This window comes from Roseovarius sp. A46 (assembly GCF_004126395.1).
GTDB classification, from domain to species: Bacteria; Pseudomonadota; Alphaproteobacteria; order Rhodobacterales; family Rhodobacteraceae; genus Roseovarius; species Roseovarius nitratireducens.
This window is the reverse complement of record NZ_PVWS01000009.1, coordinates 90,111-104,752: the sequence shown is the minus strand read 5'-3', so window position 1 is coordinate 104,752 and position 14,642 is coordinate 90,111. Positions and strand designations below refer to the sequence as shown.

Annotated in this window: 16 protein-coding genes and 1 pseudogene; 3 read left to right on the top strand and 14 right to left on the bottom strand. The window is 65.6% G+C overall.

What is annotated here, in order from left to right; all coding sequences use genetic code 11:
• From C6W92_RS07105 to C6W92_RS07080, 6 genes and pseudogenes are all read right to left on the bottom strand, one after another.
• Window positions 1–229: pseudogene (locus C6W92_RS07105) on the bottom strand (MBL fold metallo-hydrolase); the annotation flags it as partial.
• A complete protein-coding gene (locus C6W92_RS07100) occupies window positions 226–660 on the bottom strand; it encodes a DUF6691 family protein (protein WP_129432307.1) in 435 nt (144 codons plus the stop codon). The gene C6W92_RS07100 and the pseudogene C6W92_RS07105, both read right to left, overlap by 4 nt.
• 3 nt (window positions 661–663) lie before the next feature.
• Window positions 664–1,104, bottom strand: a complete 441-nt coding sequence (locus C6W92_RS07095) for a YeeE/YedE family protein (RefSeq protein WP_129432306.1) — start codon at window positions 1,102–1,104, stop codon at window positions 664–666.
• Between the two features lie 132 nt (window positions 1,105–1,236).
• On the bottom strand, window positions 1,237–2,727 hold the full coding sequence (locus C6W92_RS07090) for a tripartite tricarboxylate transporter permease (RefSeq protein ID WP_129432305.1): 1,491 nt from the start codon (window positions 2,725–2,727) through the stop codon (window positions 1,237–1,239).
• Entirely contained in the window at window positions 2,724–3,212 is a 489-nt protein-coding gene (locus C6W92_RS07085; RefSeq protein ID WP_129432304.1) for a tripartite tricarboxylate transporter TctB family protein, read from the bottom strand. The genes C6W92_RS07090 and C6W92_RS07085 overlap by 4 nt, the downstream gene beginning before the upstream one ends.
• A gap of 64 nt (window positions 3,213–3,276) precedes the next feature.
• The gene (locus C6W92_RS07080; RefSeq protein ID WP_129432303.1) at window positions 3,277–4,254 is read right to left on the bottom strand and encodes a tripartite tricarboxylate transporter substrate binding protein; all 978 of its coding nucleotides are present in this window, start codon (window positions 4,252–4,254) and stop codon (window positions 3,277–3,279) included.
• 142 nt (window positions 4,255–4,396) lie between these two features.
• On the opposite strand from C6W92_RS07080, the gene C6W92_RS07075 reads away from it, so the two are divergent.
• Together C6W92_RS07075 and C6W92_RS07070 are read left to right on the top strand one after the other, a co-directional pair.
• Window positions 4,397–5,302 (top strand): LysR family transcriptional regulator, encoded by a 906-nt coding sequence (locus C6W92_RS07075; RefSeq protein WP_129432302.1) that lies wholly within the window; start codon window positions 4,397–4,399, stop codon window positions 5,300–5,302.
• Window positions 5,299–6,042, top strand: coding sequence for a sulfite exporter TauE/SafE family protein (locus C6W92_RS07070; protein ID WP_129432301.1), 744 nt, complete (start codon window positions 5,299–5,301; stop codon window positions 6,040–6,042). The genes C6W92_RS07075 and C6W92_RS07070 overlap by 4 nt, the downstream gene beginning before the upstream one ends.
• A gap of 25 nt (window positions 6,043–6,067) precedes the next feature.
• Here C6W92_RS07070 and C6W92_RS07065 read toward each other — a convergent pair whose 3' ends face one another.
• The 7 genes from C6W92_RS07065 to mbfA all read right to left on the bottom strand — a co-directional run bounded on the left by C6W92_RS07065 (window position 6,068) and on the right by mbfA (window position 11,939).
• Window positions 6,068–6,739 (bottom strand): fumarate hydratase C-terminal domain-containing protein, encoded by a 672-nt coding sequence (locus C6W92_RS07065; protein WP_129432300.1) that lies wholly within the window; start codon window positions 6,737–6,739, stop codon window positions 6,068–6,070.
• Window positions 6,736–7,695 (bottom strand): fumarate hydratase, encoded by a 960-nt coding sequence (locus tag C6W92_RS07060; RefSeq protein ID WP_129432299.1) that lies wholly within the window; start codon window positions 7,693–7,695, stop codon window positions 6,736–6,738. The genes C6W92_RS07065 and C6W92_RS07060 overlap by 4 nt, the downstream gene beginning before the upstream one ends.
• Window positions 7,692–9,446: an FAD-binding protein gene (locus C6W92_RS07055; protein ID WP_129432298.1), complete on the bottom strand. Its 1,755-nt coding sequence runs from the start codon at window positions 9,444–9,446 to the stop codon at window positions 7,692–7,694. The genes C6W92_RS07060 and C6W92_RS07055 overlap by 4 nt, the downstream gene beginning before the upstream one ends.
• A complete protein-coding gene (sdhC, locus tag C6W92_RS07050; protein ID WP_129432297.1) occupies window positions 9,446–9,787 on the bottom strand; it encodes a succinate dehydrogenase, cytochrome b556 subunit in 342 nt (113 codons plus the stop codon). The genes C6W92_RS07055 and sdhC overlap by 1 nt, the downstream gene beginning before the upstream one ends.
• Window positions 9,784–10,116, bottom strand: coding sequence for a succinate dehydrogenase (locus C6W92_RS07045; RefSeq protein WP_129432296.1), 333 nt, complete (start codon window positions 10,114–10,116; stop codon window positions 9,784–9,786). The genes sdhC and C6W92_RS07045 overlap by 4 nt, the downstream gene beginning before the upstream one ends.
• Entirely contained in the window at window positions 10,109–10,843 is a 735-nt protein-coding gene (locus C6W92_RS07040) for a 2Fe-2S iron-sulfur cluster-binding protein (protein ID WP_164989186.1), read from the bottom strand. Before C6W92_RS07040 ends, C6W92_RS07045 begins: the two co-directional genes overlap by 8 nt.
• A 118-nt stretch (window positions 10,844–10,961) precedes the next feature.
• A complete protein-coding gene (gene mbfA / locus C6W92_RS07035; RefSeq protein WP_129432295.1) occupies window positions 10,962–11,939 on the bottom strand; it encodes an iron exporter MbfA in 978 nt (325 codons plus the stop codon).
• 447 nt (window positions 11,940–12,386) lie between these two features.
• Here mbfA and C6W92_RS07030 point away from each other — a divergent pair, with 447 nt between their 5' ends.
• Window positions 12,387–13,004 (top strand): TetR/AcrR family transcriptional regulator, encoded by a 618-nt coding sequence (locus tag C6W92_RS07030; RefSeq protein WP_104020394.1) that lies wholly within the window; start codon window positions 12,387–12,389, stop codon window positions 13,002–13,004.
• Here C6W92_RS07030 and C6W92_RS07025 read toward each other — a convergent pair.
• On the bottom strand, window positions 12,992–14,611 hold the full coding sequence (locus C6W92_RS07025) for a GMC family oxidoreductase N-terminal domain-containing protein (protein WP_129432294.1): 1,620 nt from the start codon (window positions 14,609–14,611) through the stop codon (window positions 12,992–12,994). The genes C6W92_RS07030 and C6W92_RS07025 overlap by 13 nt on opposite strands.
• Window positions 14,612–14,642 lie beyond the last annotated feature (31 nt).

Sequence of the window (14,642 nt, the reverse complement as noted above, 5' to 3'; positions counted from 1 at the left end):
CGATGATCCATTCGAGGCTCAGCCCCTCGCGCTCGATATGGGCGATGATCGTGTCGGCATGCTCATGGGTGATGCGGCCCGCCGCATAGTCGATATCCATCACCGAATCGACGATCGCGCAGGCGTTTGAACCGGGATCCTTGACAACATAGCTGATCGTGTTCGTGGCCGCGTCAAAGAACGCCTCGATCTGCGGTTTGACATCCATGTTCACGGGATAGCCGGTCATGCCAATGCCCCCTTTCCTGTCTGTCGGTCCCTGATTGTGCGCGCCACCCACAGCCCCGCGAGCAGCGCCGCGACAAAGCCCGCCACCTCTATCTTGCCCGAGCCGAGCGCCGGAATCGCCGCCCCGGGGCAGAACCCCGCGATGCCCCAGCCGATGCCGAATACCGCCGAGCCGCCGATCAGCCGCGCGTCGATGGCGCTCGCCGTGGGCAGTTGGAACTTCTCTTCGATCACCGGTTTATCACGTCGCAGCACGAGGCGGTAGCCGATGAACGTGGTCACCAGCGCGCCGCCCATGACAAAGATCAGGCTCGGGTCCCACGTCCCGGCAATGTCAAAGAAATTGAGCACCTTGGCCGGGTTGATCATGCCGGAGACGGCGATCCCCACGCCAAAGATCAGGCCCACGATGAAAGCCGAAAGAATTCGCATGGTTCAGCCCCCCACCAAGTGACGGATGACATAGACAGTGATCCCGCAGGTGATCATGAAGGTCACCGTCGCCACCATCGACCGCGGCGAGAGCCGCGCATTCCCGCACACCCCGTGCCCCGAGGTGCAGCCCGAGCCGAAGGTCACGCCGATGCCGACGATGAAGCCCCCGGCGAGGATCATCGGCCAGCTCACCGGAACGTCCACGACGGGCATCTGCCCGGTCACCGCCAGCACCAGCAGTGGCCCCGCGATCATTCCCGCGACCATCGCCGCGCGCCAGCCCCTGTCGCCCGGCGCGGTGCCCGCGATCAGACCCGACAGGATGCCTGTGGCCCCCATGATTTTTCCCTGAAAGAACATCAGCAAAACCGCCGACAGCCCGATCAGCACACCGCCCGCCAGCGATTGCAGCGGTGTGAATTCGGTCTCTACCCCTGTCATCTCGTTGTCCTCTTGTCCGTGCCTGCAACCGCCCGGGTGCGGTGTCAGTTACATATATACGACAATGAATATATGAACCCGCCCACGAATTTTACAGGGCAATCGCGCGATCCACGTAAATGTGACCGCCGCTCAGCCCCCTGCGCGGCCTGCCCGCAGGGTGCCGCGGGTGATCGCGACGATGCTGATGACCGTGAGTGTCCAGAAGAACCACGTGATCGGGCCGCGCAGCAATATATCCGGGCTGCTGCCCGACATCAGCATGGATTGCCGGAAATTATCCTCGAGCAGCGGCCCGAGGATGAAGGCGATGAGGAAGGGTGCGGGCGGGATGTGATAGCGCCCCATGACGAACCCGACCCACCCCATCGCGAACATCACCCCCACGTCGAAGATGTTGTTATTGACCGCGAACACCCCGTAGATGCACAGCACGAGCACCATCGGCATCAGGATGCGCTTGGGGATGTCGGCCACAGGCCGAAAGCCGCGAATGGCCAGCCCGCCGACGATAAACAGGATGCCGGATGACAGGATCAGGCCGATGAAGAGGCCATAGATGATATCCACGTTCAGCACGAACATCATCGGCCCGGGTTGCAGCCCGTGCACCATGAAGGCGCCGATGATGATCGCGGTGATCACGTCGCCCGGCACGCCCAGCGCCAGCAGCGGAATGAGCGTCGCCCCCGCCACGCCGTTATTGCCCGCCTCCGAGGCGGCAACGCCCTCGATCTCACCCTTGCCGAAATTCGCCTTGTTGGGCGATTTGCGCCGCGCCTCGGAATAGCTCAGGAACGCCGCCGGTGCCGCGCCGATGCCCGGGATCGAGCCGAGAAAGACGCCGATGAAACTACCCCGGATGATCGAGCGGAAACAGCGCTTGTATTCCGCGAAGGTTACCCATTTGCTGCCCAGCTTCTGCACCTTGCCCACGTGCCCGGTGGGGTGCCAGACCATGTTGATCACCTCGGGGATGGCGAACAGGCCGATCAGCACCGCGATGAAATTAAGCCCGCCCATCAGGTTCGGATCGCCAAAGGTGAAGCGGTTGGTGCCGTAAACCAGATCGAGGCCGATCGTGGCCAGAAGTAGCCCCAACAGCGCCGACAGCGCGCCGCGCAAAAGGCTCTCGCCCGAGACCCCCGCGATGATGGTAAGCGAGAACAGGATCAGCGCAAAGAATTCCGGCGGGCCGAAGCTGAGCGCAAAGGAGGCGAGGAACCCGGCAAAGAAGATCAGCGCGAGGTTCGACACGAAATCCGCCGTGCACGACGCCCAGAGCGCCATGCCCAGCGCGCGCCCCGCCTCGCCGCGCTCGGCCATAGGATGACCGTCGAGAATGGTGGCGGATGACGCGGGCGTACCCGGCGTCTTGATGAGGATCGCGGGGATCGAGCCACCGAAAATGCCGCCCTTGTAGACGCCCAGCAGCAGCAGGATGCCGTTGATCGGTGCCATCGGAAAGGTAAAGGGCAGCGCCAGCGCCACCGCCATTGTCGCCGAAATGCCGGGGATCGCGCCGCCGACCACGCCTATCACGATGCCGATGGCCAGCGACAGGAACGCCTCGAGATTGCCAACGAGGGCCAGCCCCGCCATCACGCTGTCATAAAGGCTCATGGCAGCCTCACCAGTTCGCCTTGCGGAATGGCCACACTCGCCACATGCGCAAAGAAGGCGTAGAGAATGAGCGGCACCGCCACCGCGCAGATCACCGCAGCCGCCGGGTGACGTGTCTTGACCAGAAAAGCCAGCGCGAGGAAGGCCAGCATCGACGTCCAGACCATCCCCAGATGCGGCATTGCCCAGAAGGTGACGGCCATCAGGGCCGCAAAACCCACCAGCCGCGCCGCCCCGGCGCCGGGATCCGGTATCGGGTCATTGACCGGCTCGCCAGGGTCGCTGCGCCAGCCCGAAAGCGCAAGGCCAAGCCCGATCAACCCGGTGAGCCCGCCGAGAATATACGGCCAGAACAGCGGCGACAGCACGATGTTGCGCACATTGCTCGGCGTCGAGACCCAATTGGGTGTGGCATAGGTCACGAGAAAGATTGCCGCGAGGATCGCGCCGATCCCAAGCCGCAGCTGCATTGCCCGGTGGCTCACCCCTGCCCCTCCCTTTGGTCGCGCGTGCCCGGCCGCCTCCTCGCGGCCGGGTGCCTGTCCTGCCTCAGCCTTCGATGCGCATCCCCAGCTTGTCAACAAGCGCGCGGAAGGTGTTGTACTGCGTCTCGATGAAGTCGTTGGCCTCTTCGGGGCTCATCACCTCGATCACCGAGCCGCGCGCCGTCATCTGCTCGACGAACTTCTCGTTCGCGGCGGCCTCGGCCATCCACTCGCCCCATTTCGCGGCCACCTCGTCGGGCAGCCCGTCCGGCCCCGCAATCCCGGTCCAGCCGACAAGCTGGCGCAGGTCGGGCTTGCCGAGGCTGCTCGCCGACGGCGCGTCGAAGCCGGGCACCGGCTCGTCGGTGGTGACCATCAGCGGCTTCAATTGCCCGTTGGCCACGAAGCTCGCCAGCGCCGAAGAATTGGTGCACAGGAAGGTCGCCGTGCCGTTGAGCACCGCCGTCGCCGCGGCGCCGCCGCCCTTTTGCGGAATGTGGGTGGCCTTTTCCAGCGGGTCCTTGATGCCGAATTCATCGAGCACGAAGACCGCCGCCAGATGCAGCATGGAGCCCACGCCCGACGAGCTGTAGCTGGTGCCCTCACTCTCGGTCAGGCTCACCAGATCCTCCATGCTCTCGATCCCCGAATCGGGCCGCACGGCGCAGGCCACCGGGTTGATTTCGTAGACCGTGACAAAGCGGAAATCGTCGAGCGTGTAGGGCAGCGTCGCCTTCATCGCCGGGTTCACCGAATGCGATCCAACGCGTGCGAACAGCATCGTGTAGCCGTCGGGCTTGGCGTTCTGCACCGCGACCGATCCGGTTGCGCCGCCCGCGCCGGTGATGTTGGACATCACCAGCGTGCCGCCCACGGCATTGCCCAGAGGCTCGGCGATGGTGCGCGCGGAAATATCGGTGGCACCGCCCGCGCCGTAGGGAATGACCATGTTGATCGGGCGTTCGGGATACTCGGCCAGCGCCGGCGTCGCCGCCAGCCCGAGGCTCATGGCGCAGAGCGCGCCAAGCGTTTTCAGTCGCATCTTATCCTCCTCCTCTGTTGTGGCGGCCCTGCTTTTCGCGGATTGCACCGCCACCCAAGTCAGGTGTAACTTTAAGCCAGCCTTTATATAAGCAATATTCCGTTACAGCTTGTGTCACAAAAGCTTACGATAAGGACCGGACATGTCAATCCGCCGCCTGCGCACCCTCGTGGCCGTCCACGACCATCGAACCTTCAGCGCCGCGGCGGACGCGGTGTTCATCACCCATGCCGCCGTCAGCCAGCAGATGCGCAGCCTCGAGGATGAGTGGGGCGTGGCGCTGTTCGACCGCTCCCGCCGCACGCCCGAGCTGACGCCGGTGGGTCGCGCGCTCGTGGCGCGCGCGCGCGAGATACTACGCGCCTATGACGGGCTCTTGCCCTCGGTGATGGGTGACGAGGGGTTTGCCGGGGAAATCTCGCTCGGGGCGGTGCCGATGACGCTCACCGGGCTGACGCCGCTCTCGGTCCGCCTGTTGAAGCAGAGCTACCCGGACCTGCATGTGCGCATCGTGCCGGGCATGACCACCCAGCTCATCGCCGAGGTAGAACGCGGCGCGCTCGATTGCGGGATACTTTCCCGGCAGGGACCGCTGCCGCCGGGGATTGACCATGCCGACATCGCCCGCGAACCGATGGAGCTTCTGGCCCCCGAGGACACGGACGGCGACGACGTGCGCGCGCTCTTGGCCGCGCATCCCTTCATTCGCTTCAGCCGCGATGCGGTGGTGGGCGGGCTGATCGACGGCTGGCTGCGCGACAACCGGATCGCCGTCGATGTCACGATGGAATTGCAGGGGCTCGAGGCGATATCGAGCATGGTGCTCGCCGGGCTCGGCGTGTCGATCGTGCCCGCGCGCTGCGTGCGCGGGGCAAGCCCGCTGCCCTTGCGCCGCCTGCCCCTGCCGGCGGGCGCGCCGGTGCGGCAACTCACGCTTGCGCATCGCCGCGACAACCCCCGGCTGCGCGTGATCGAGGCAATTCACACTGCGCTCCTTGGTGCGGTCGGGATCGGCACCTTTCGCCCCGGCGCGGGGTCTGCGCCATGAGCCCCGAGACGATGCTCGCGGTGGTCGCGGGCGCGGCGGCAGGCGGGCTTATCAACGGGTTGGCGGGCTTTGGCACCGCGCTCTTCGCGCTGGGCTTCTTTCTCAACGTCATGCCCCCGGTGCAGGCGGTGGCGGTGGTGGTGGTGCTCTCGGCGCTCACCGGATTGCAGGGCCTGTGGGTGGTGCGTCACGCCATTGGCGCCAACCGGCGGCGGCTGGCGCGGTTCCTGATCCCCGGCGTGCTGGGCATCCCGCTGGGCGTGCTGGCGCTGTCGGTGCTGGACGCGCGCAGCCTGAAACTGGTGATCGCCGGGTTTCTCATCCTTTATGGCGGCTATTTCAGCCTGCGCACCCGGCTGCCCCGGTTCGAGCGGCCAACGCCCGTCTGGGACATGGCGGTGGGGCTGTCCGGCGGCATCCTCGGGGGCGCGGCGTCGCTCTCGGGGGCGTTGCCGATGATGTGGTGCGCCCTGCGCCCCTGGCCCAAGGCGGAGACGCGCGCCGTGCTGCAACCGTTCAACGTGACGGTGCTGGCGCTCACGGCGGCGGTGCTGTCGCTCAGGGGCGCCTACACGCGCGAGACCCTGCTCTACATCGCGCTCGCGCTGCCGGTGTCGATCATCGCCGCGCAGGCCGGCATAGCGATCTTCCGCCGCCTGCCCGATGCGGCGTTCCGTCGGTTGCTGATCGCGATGACATTCATTTCCGGGACCGTGCTTTTGGCGCGCGAACTGATCTGACGGAAAACGCCCTTGCAAAGGCGGCTTACCCGATCACCTCGTCAGACCGGTCATCGGTCTCGCCATAGCGCTTGAGCGTCGCCGGGCGGGTGCCCTCGTAGACCCGGTCGAGGTTTTTCGCGATCTTCGCGTTCTCGCGCTCGAACAGGCAATTACCGTCCATATCCGAGGCGACGATGAACGGCCCCATCTTCTTGCAACGAATGACCCACATCGCCTGCGCCAGCCCCAATTCGTCGCGCCAGTGCACCGCCTCGACCTTCTCGATCCCGCGCCCCAGCAGGGCGCCGGTGCCATAGCCCACGGTCGAGAGGTAAATCGCGCCGTTGGGCACGAAATATTCCTTGTAATCCTTGGACGACATACCGCCCTTGCCGATGATCAACCGCGCGCCTGTCTTTTCCATCCATTCGGGCAACCACTTGGCAAAGCGGAACGACGCCGTGGCCGTCACCGCCCCCATGTCAAAGCTGCCGTCAGAACGGATCGCGGCGGCAGGTGAGCAATGGAAATTCGCCGCACTCTGGCTTGGCAGTTCCATCGGGATATTGGCCTTCTCCTCCAGCGCGCGCATGTAGACGCCCTCGCGCGCGGTGTAGAGCAGGCCGTCGAGATAGACGATATCGCCCAGCCTCAGCTCGGCGATGGCCTCGGGTGTCGGCGTCGTGCTCAGGCGGATTTCACGGGGTTTGCTCATTCCGCCGCCTCCTGTGCCGGGTCTCGCCACTCGACCGTCTCGCGCCTCTGATAGGGGGTGAACCAGTCGGGATCGGTGCGGTGCTCCACCCGGCCATCGGGATAAATGCGCGCCACCGCCCGGCGTGACGACAGGCAAAAGGCGTGCACCGACATCTGCATGCCCCCCGTATGGCAGTACCCCACCTCGATATTGCAATCGACGACCATGTTCTTGCCGACAAATCCCATCGCCCCCATGCCGATGGAATTGCCCAGATCCTTAAACTCCTGCTCCAGCGCCGCGATCTTTGGGTCCGGGTTCTCGCTGCCCACCACGCGCAGGCACGCGGCGCGTTTGCCCAGCACCATGCAGGTATCCTTGGAGCCCCCAAGCCCGATGCCGATGATCGCCGGCTGACAGGCCAGCCCGCGCTTGCCGAAGGCGACGAGGCTGTCGAGGTAGAACCGCTTGATCCCCTCGATCCCGTCGGACGGGAACAGCATCCGGTAATCGGTGCCAAAAAGCCCGCCCTTGTGCACGGTGATGAGGTCGATCCATTCGCCCCCCGGCTCGTAGCCGTATTCGATCTCGGGCGCGCCGATGCCGACGTTGTTGTTGTGGTCCGTGCGCCACAGCGGGTGCACCCGGTTGGGGCGCAGCGGCACGCCATCGGTGGCATGGGCCGTGGCGCGGCGGAGCGCGGTTTCCAAGGCGACAGGCCCGCCCTCGATCTGCGTCTCGTTGCCCATCTTCACGTACCAGCGCGGGCAGCCGGTATCGCCGCACATGGCGCGGCGATCCTCCTTGGCGGCCTTGTAATTCTCCAGCATGGCTTGCAGGACAAAGGACGACAGATCCCCGTCCTCGGTTTCGGCCGCGTGTCGCAGCCCGGTCAGATAGTCGTCGGGGATCTCGATCGCCGCCTTGTCCATCAGCGTCCCGGCGGTGCTCTCGATCACGTCAATCGGTATCATTGTGCTGCCACCAGTGTTTCCGGCGCGCCGTCGGGCAGGATCGTCTCGCCCGGGCGCACCTTGGTGAATTGAACCGGGTCGCGGCGCACGTCGAGCGCATCACCCGGTTGCGTGACCACGGTGAAATAAGACGCATCCAGATCGCCCGTTTCCGGGAAATCCTCTCGGTAATGCGCCCCGCGCGAGTTTTCGCGGGCAAGCGCGGCCAGCGTGATCGCCTCAGATATATCACACAGCGAGCGCAGATTCAGCCAGTCATGCCAGGTGAGGTTGAAGGCCAGATCGTCACCCGCGACGCCGACCTCCATCAACTCGGTGGAAATATCGGCGATACGGGTCAGGCCCTGCTCCATGCCGGCGGCGTTGCGCATGACGCCCACATCCTCCCACATCGCCTCTTGCAGGGCGTGGCGCATCGGCTGCACGAGGCCGGGGGGGCGGCTGAGCGGGTGCAGCGCGCGGCTCACCTCCGCCTGCAAGACTTCGGGGCAGGGATCGCGCAGCGCGCCCATGGCCCGGATATCCGCGCCCATCACGTCGCCCGCCACCCCGCCGTAGACGGTGGAATTGGCCACGCCATTGCCGCCGAGGCGATTGGAGCCATGCGCGCCACCCGCGTCCTCTCCGGCGACGTAAAGCCCCTCCATCGCCGTGCGGGTGTCGGCATCGACCACCACGCCGCCCATGAAGTAATGCGCGGTCGGCACCACCTCCACCAGGCCGCCCGCCAGATCGAACCCGCTGTCGGCGCAGCGTTTAACCATGCCGGGGAATTTCGCGCGCACATGATCGGGGCCAAGGTGGGCCATCGAGATGAAGACGCCACCATTTTGGCTCGTGTTGTTCTTGCGCATCTCGGCATAGATCGCGCGGCTGACCACGTCGCGCGTGGCGCGCTCCCCCTTGGCGTCATAGTCGAACATGAAGCGGTTTTCGGCCGCGTTCAGAAGCCGCCCGCCCGCGCCGCGTAACCCCTCTTCCAGCACCGTACCGGTCATCCTTGTATGGTCCCCGGCCAACAGGCCCGTGGGGTGAAACTGCACCATTTCCATGTCGCGCAGTTCCAGCCCCGCGCGCAGCGCCATGGCAAGGCCGTCCATCGTCTTGTCGCCCGAGGGGGTGTTGTACTTGTACATCGTGGGGCCGCCACCGGTGGCCATGAGGACGGTTTTCGCCCGCACGAGGCGAAAGCCCCCGGTGCGCATGTCGATGAACAGAACCCCCGCCAATGCGCCGCCGTCGCGCGTCGGGATCAAACCAATCGCGCGGTGCTCCTGCAATTTCTCGACGGGGCGCGCCAGCACCTGCTCCATCAACCGGCTGATGATCTCGATGCCGGTCAGGTCGCCCTTGTGGACCGTGCGGTCGGCGGTCTGCCCGGCAAAGGCCTTTTGATGCAGGGTGCCGTCGGGGTTGCGGTCGAAATAGCAGCCGATCTCGTTTTCCAACTCGTGGATGCGCACCACCGCCTGCTCGCACAGCTTCCACGCCATGTCCTGGTTGGGCAGCCATTTGCCGCCCTGAATGGTATCCATGAAATGCCGCTCGACCGTGTCGCCGCCACCAAGTGCCACGTTATAGCCGCCCTGCACCATGCGGGTGCAGCCGCATTTGCCGATCAGGCCCTTGACGGCGATGGTGATGCGCGTGCCTTCGGGCGCCGATTGCTGGGCGTGGAGCGCGGCGAAGAGACCCGCGCCGCCGGTGCCGATGATCAGGATATCGGTATCGTGCCGGTCGATTTTCACCATCAGATCGCCCTCAGGAAAAACGTGCCGGACAAGAACAGGGCTGCGCCGACCGCGGCGGCGGCGTAGGTCTTGTGCCGGTCGGACCAGGGCAGGAATTCCAGCGCCAGCAGACGCAGGCCGCCGGCCATGTGAACGGCGAGCAGGAAGACGAGGCCAAACTCCGCGACTTTCACCAGCGGATGCTCGGCGAAGGCGAGGAAGCCGTCGAGCGTGGCGGGTGACGTGACCGCTTGTGACAAGAGCCACAGGTGCACCGGCAGAAAGAGCGCCAGCGCCAGCCCCGAGAGGCGGTGCAGCAGAAAGGCGAGCCAGAGCGGGTGAGATCGGGGCGGCGTTTTCATGACAGGGTCACCGTGAATACCGCCAGAATACCGACGTAAAACAGACACGCACCGATGCCCCACATCAGCCAGTCGAGCACCCGCCCCCGCAGCCCGCCCCATTCATGCGCGATGACGCGCAAGCCAATGGCGGCGTGGACCGAGACGGCGACCACGAAGGCCCCGTAGAACAGGAACCACAACAGGCTACCTTGGGTGCGGCCAAGGATTTCAGCGGTGGAGAGGCCGCCCTGAATGGCATAGATCATCACCGCGATATGGCCCAGAACCAGCGGCACCATCACCAGCGCGCTCAGCCGCTGCGCCATGTAGAGCCGCAGATCAAGCATCGCGCTTGCCTCCCCATGCCGCCCTGACCGTCTCGCGCTTCAGCCCCGCGATTGCGCGCATCGGGTTGAGATCATTGGGACAATACTGCGCGCAACTGCCCATTGAGTGACAGTTGTGACAGCCCCCCTTGCCCGACACTGCCGCGAGGATGCCATCGCGATCCCCGTCGCGGCTGTCGTTCAGAAGCGTCCACGCCCGTTGCAGCGCGGCGGGGCCGAGGTAATCGGGATTGCCCGCCACCGTATCGCAGGCCGCATAGCAGATCCCGCAGTTGATGCATTCGATCCCGAGATCGGCCTCGGCGCGGGCAGGTTCGCGGGACGTGACCGGGTCGAAATCGTCGCTGCGCCCGGCCGAGGGGTGATGCCGCGCCTCCGCTGCCACCCACTTGTCGAAGAACGGGTCCATATCGGCGGCAAGATCCTTGATCACCGGCAGGTTGCGCAGCGGCGCGATGGCGAGTTGCCCGTCCGCGGCCACCTTGTTCACATGGGTCCGGCAGGTCCAGCGCGGCACGCCATTGACCATCATCGCGCAAGAGCCGCACATGCCGACGCGGCAGGCGAACCGGTAGCTGAGCGTCGGGTCCGCCATCTGTTGAATCCACGTCACCACGTCCAGAACCGTCTGGTTCTCGTAGGCGGGGACGTCGAACACCTCTTGACGGATCGCGCCTTCGGAGCCGCGCTGAACGGTAACTGTCAGTTTGGATGGCGTGGCGGTCACGTGTCCCTCGAATGGCTCGGGGTGGCTGTGACACTTGTTATATTTATCAGCACAGCTAACGAAAAGGAATTAATTCTTATCATTTTTGAAAGCTATGCTTTCCAATTGATCTTCATCGCTAGCCGCTGCCGATCAGCACCCCCGCCGCAAAGACCAGCGCGCCGCCAAGGACCACCTGGAACGCCGCGCGGAAAAACGGGGTTTCCATGTAGCGGTTCTGAATCCATGCGATGGCCCACAGCTCGATGAACACCACGACAAAGGCAATGATCGTGGCGGTCCAGAAGTCCGGGATGAGATAGGGCAGGGCGTGGCCCAGGCCCCCAACTGTCGTCATGAAGCCCGAGGCGAGGCCGCGTTTGAACGGGCTGCCGCGCCCCGAAAGCTCTCCATCGTCGCTCGCCGCCTCGGTGAAACCCATCGAGATGCCAGCGCCGACGCTGGCTGCGAGGCCGACGAGGAACGTGGTCCAGGTGTCCTGCGTGGCAAACGCGGTCGCGAAGATCGGCGCCAGCGTGGAGACCGAGCCATCCATCAGCCCTGCCAACCCCGGCTGCACCCATGTCAGCACGAATTGCCGCTTGGCGGTGCGGTCCTCGGCATCGCGGGCCTGCGGACCAAGGTGCTCGGCCTCCAACTCTCCCGCGCGGGCTTGATGCCCGCTCTCGGCGGCGGCCAGATCGCCGAGAAGCTTGCGCGTGGCGGCGTCGCTGCTGCGCTGCGCGGCCTTGAGATAGAAGGCTTCGGCGTCGTGCTCCATTGCCTCGGCCTCGTCGCGGATGCGCTCGATCCCTAGGTTTTCCACCAGCCAGACGGGGCGGCGCGCGTAGAAGCCCGCGACGTGTTCGCGCCGGATGAGCGGGATGACCTCGCCAAAGCGGGCGCGATGCAGGTCGATCAGGCGCTGCCGGTGTCCGTCCTCTTCCCGCGCCATGCCGTCGAAGATGGCGGCGGTGTCGGGGTAGTCGGCGCGCAGGCTCTCGGCATAGGTTCGGTAGATGCGGGCGTCGTCCTCTTCGGACGAGATCGCAAGAGCGAGAATTTCCTGCTCGGAGAGGTCCGCGAAGCGGCGTCGGGAGGTGAGATGAGGGAACATGCGTGTCTCGTGGCATTATTTAGAATTATTCTAATCTATCGAACTGGTGGCTGGAATCAAGAGGTCGGTTAGAGGCGATTAAAATGAACCGCTCGGTTTGAAATCACCGTGACATCTGAACCAAGTGGCTCACCTCTCGCTGAACAGATCAGTTCAGATAGTGAAGTTTACCATGGAGCCCGCCCTCACCGCCATCACCCTTGCCGTCTCGCTCGCCGCTGCGCCCGCCGTGGCCTTCAGCATCGATGCGAGCGGCCTCACCCCACACTCACCTACCCTGAGCCCGCACCGCAGCCGGTGACGCAGGGCACCGGTGGCATCGACAAGTAACCCGGGCATGGGGCCGCCCGAACCGGGCGGCCCGCCTTCTCTCCTTGCACACGCAGATGTGCTTGCGGATGCCGTCCTGGCCCGAATAGACTGCCCGGACCTGCCGGGAGGATGCAAATGTCGGCACCCGCCGCCGAGATCAAGAAAGGCCGCAAGTTCGACCAGGTGCTAGAAGGCGCACGCCGCGTTTTCATGCGCGACGGGTTCGAAGGTGCGAGCGTGGACGAGATCGCGCGCGAGGCGCAGGTTTCCAAGGCAACGCTCTACAGCTATTTCCCCGACAAGCGGCTGCTGTTCTCCGAGGTGGCGCGGATCGAGTGCAACCGGCAGGCCGAGGAGGCGATCGAGGTGATCGGGTCGGGCGCCCCGATCGAGGAGGTGCTGCACGAGGCCGCGAGCCGGATCGTGCGGTTTTTCCTGTCGGATTTCGGGCAGCAGGTGTTTCGCATCTGCGTGGCCGAATCCCACCGCTTCCCCGAGCTTGGACGCCGGTTCTACGCCTCGGGTCCAGCGCTCGTGCGCGAGCGGATGAGCAAGGTTCTGGCGCCCTATGTCGAGGCGGGGATACTGCGGATCGACGACATGGACCTTGCCGCCAATCAGTTTGGCGAATTGTGCAAGGGCGATCTGTTCGTACGGTCACTGTGCGGCATGTGCGACGCCCCGAGCGAGGCCGATATAGAGCGGGTGGTGAATGGTGCGGTCGAGATGTTCCTCGCGCGCTACCGCGCCTGATCCGGCGCGCGCCCTGTCATTTCTCCAGCGATCTTTTCCGCAATCATGATGGTGGGGGCGTTGGTATTGCCCCCCACAAGGCGCGGCATGATCGAGGCATCGACCACGCGCAGCCCCGCGACGCCGTGCACGCGGCCCTGCGCGTCCACCACCGCCATCTCGCCTCGTCCCATCGCGCAGGTGCCCACCGGATGATAGATCGTGTCGGCGCGGGCGCGGATATCGCGCTCCAGCGCGGCATCGCTCCAGTCATGGTCGTGCAGGCGCGTCTTGCGCCACGGCGCGAGCGGCGGGGCAGCGAGGATCGCGTCCATCCGGCGCGTGCCGGTCATCATCAGGGGCAGGTCGCGCGGGTCGCTCAGGAAGGCCGGGTCGATCAGCGGAGCGTCGGCGGGGCGAGGAGAGGCGAGCGTCACCCGGCCCCGGCTGTGGGGCCGCAGCACGCAGACATGGCAGGAATAGCCGGGCCGGAAATGCAGGCGGCGCATGTGGTTCTCGACGATACCGATCACGAAATGTAGCTGGAGGTCGGGCCGGTCGAGGCCGGGAGCCGAGTGCAGGAAGGCCCCCGCCTCGGCATAGGGTGTCGCGAAATGCCCCGCGCCGGTGCGCCGCCACCGCAGCGCAGCCTTGCCCAACTGCCACAGCCCCTTGGGGCCGAGGCTCACCACGTCGTCCCGTTTCGATGTCTCGGCGAGGATGTAGTCGAGGTGGTCCTGCAGGTTCTCGCCCACCCCGGGCAGGTCGCGCACCGGAGGGATTCCGTGTGCCACGAGTTCCTCTGCCGGGCCGATGCCCGAGAGCTTGAGCAGATGCGGCGAACCGAAGGCCCCCGCCGAGAGGATCACCTCGTGGCGCGTGCGGATTTCATGCAACTGACCCCGGTGGCGGTAGCGCAGGCCCGTGGCGTGACCGTCCTCGACGAGGATGCGACAGGCCAGCGCGCGGGAAATCACCGTGAGGTTGGGGCGCGTCATCGCGGGAAAGAGATAGGCCGCCGCCGCCGAGCAGCGCTCGCCGTTGTTCGGGCCACCGGCGAATTGCGTGACCTGGTAGAGGCCGGGGCCTTCCTGTCGGGGCCCGTTGAAATCCGGGTTGCGGGGGATTTGAAGGTGGGCGCAGGCGTCGATGAAGGCGCTGGAAATGGTGCGTGGCGCGCTTTGGTCGCGGACCTTGAGTGGCCCGTCTTGCCCGTGCAGATCGCCGCCGCGCGCGGTATTGCCTTCGGCGCGGCGAAACCACGGCAGCACGCTCTGCCAATCCCAGCCGTCGCAGCCGAGATCGGCCCATTCGTCATAGTCGCGCGGGTGGCCACGCGTGTAGAGCATGGCGTTGATCGCGCTCGACCCGCCCAGCGCGCGGCCGCGCGGTTGAAACCCACGCCGCCCGTTCAGTCCCGGCTGCGGTACGGTGTGAAATGCCCAGTTGTTGATCCGTGGCCGCCCCGAGACCATCGCTGCCACCAGCGCGGGGGCGCGGACGAAGATGTCGCGCCCGCCACCGCCCGCCTCGACAAGGCAGACGCGGGTGGCTGCGTCTTCGCTCAGGCGCGCTGCCATCACGCAGCCAGCGGAGCCGCCGCCGACGATGATGTAGTCAAATTCCATGCGCGCAAGCTAAGCCCGTCGCGATCGGCGG

Excerpts from the sequence above, each read along its gene's own strand:
- C6W92_RS07075 (WP_129432302.1), top strand. The coding sequence starts at position 4,397 with ATGTCAATCCGCCGCCTGCGCACCCTCGTGGCCGTCCACGACCATCGA.
- C6W92_RS07100 (WP_129432307.1), bottom strand. The coding sequence starts at position 660 with ATGCGAATTCTTTCGGCTTTCATCGTGGGCCTGATCTTTGGCGTGGGG.
- C6W92_RS07090 (WP_129432305.1), bottom strand. The coding sequence starts at position 2,727 with ATGAGCCTTTATGACAGCGTGATGGCGGGGCTGGCCCTCGTTGGCAAT.
- C6W92_RS07025 (WP_129432294.1), bottom strand. The coding sequence starts at position 14,611 with ATGGAATTTGACTACATCATCGTCGGCGGCGGCTCCGCTGGCTGCGTG.
- C6W92_RS07045 (WP_129432296.1), bottom strand. The coding sequence starts at position 10,116 with ATGCTTGATCTGCGGCTCTACATGGCGCAGCGGCTGAGCGCGCTGGTG.
- C6W92_RS07080 (WP_129432303.1), bottom strand. The coding sequence starts at position 4,254 with ATGCGACTGAAAACGCTTGGCGCGCTCTGCGCCATGAGCCTCGGGCTG.
- C6W92_RS07030 (WP_104020394.1), top strand. The coding sequence starts at position 12,387 with ATGTCGGCACCCGCCGCCGAGATCAAGAAAGGCCGCAAGTTCGACCAG.
- C6W92_RS07070 (WP_129432301.1), top strand. The coding sequence starts at position 5,299 with ATGAGCCCCGAGACGATGCTCGCGGTGGTCGCGGGCGCGGCGGCAGGC.
- C6W92_RS07065 (WP_129432300.1), bottom strand. The coding sequence starts at position 6,739 with ATGAGCAAACCCCGTGAAATCCGCCTGAGCACGACGCCGACACCCGAG.
- C6W92_RS07060 (WP_129432299.1), bottom strand. The coding sequence starts at position 7,695 with ATGATACCGATTGACGTGATCGAGAGCACCGCCGGGACGCTGATGGAC.
- C6W92_RS07055 (WP_129432298.1), bottom strand. The coding sequence starts at position 9,446 with ATGGTGAAAATCGACCGGCACGATACCGATATCCTGATCATCGGCACC.
- C6W92_RS07095 (WP_129432306.1), bottom strand. The coding sequence starts at position 1,104 with ATGACAGGGGTAGAGACCGAATTCACACCGCTGCAATCGCTGGCGGGC.
- sdhC (WP_129432297.1), bottom strand. The coding sequence starts at position 9,787 with ATGAAAACGCCGCCCCGATCTCACCCGCTCTGGCTCGCCTTTCTGCTG.
- mbfA (WP_129432295.1), bottom strand. The coding sequence starts at position 11,939 with ATGTTCCCTCATCTCACCTCCCGACGCCGCTTCGCGGACCTCTCCGAG.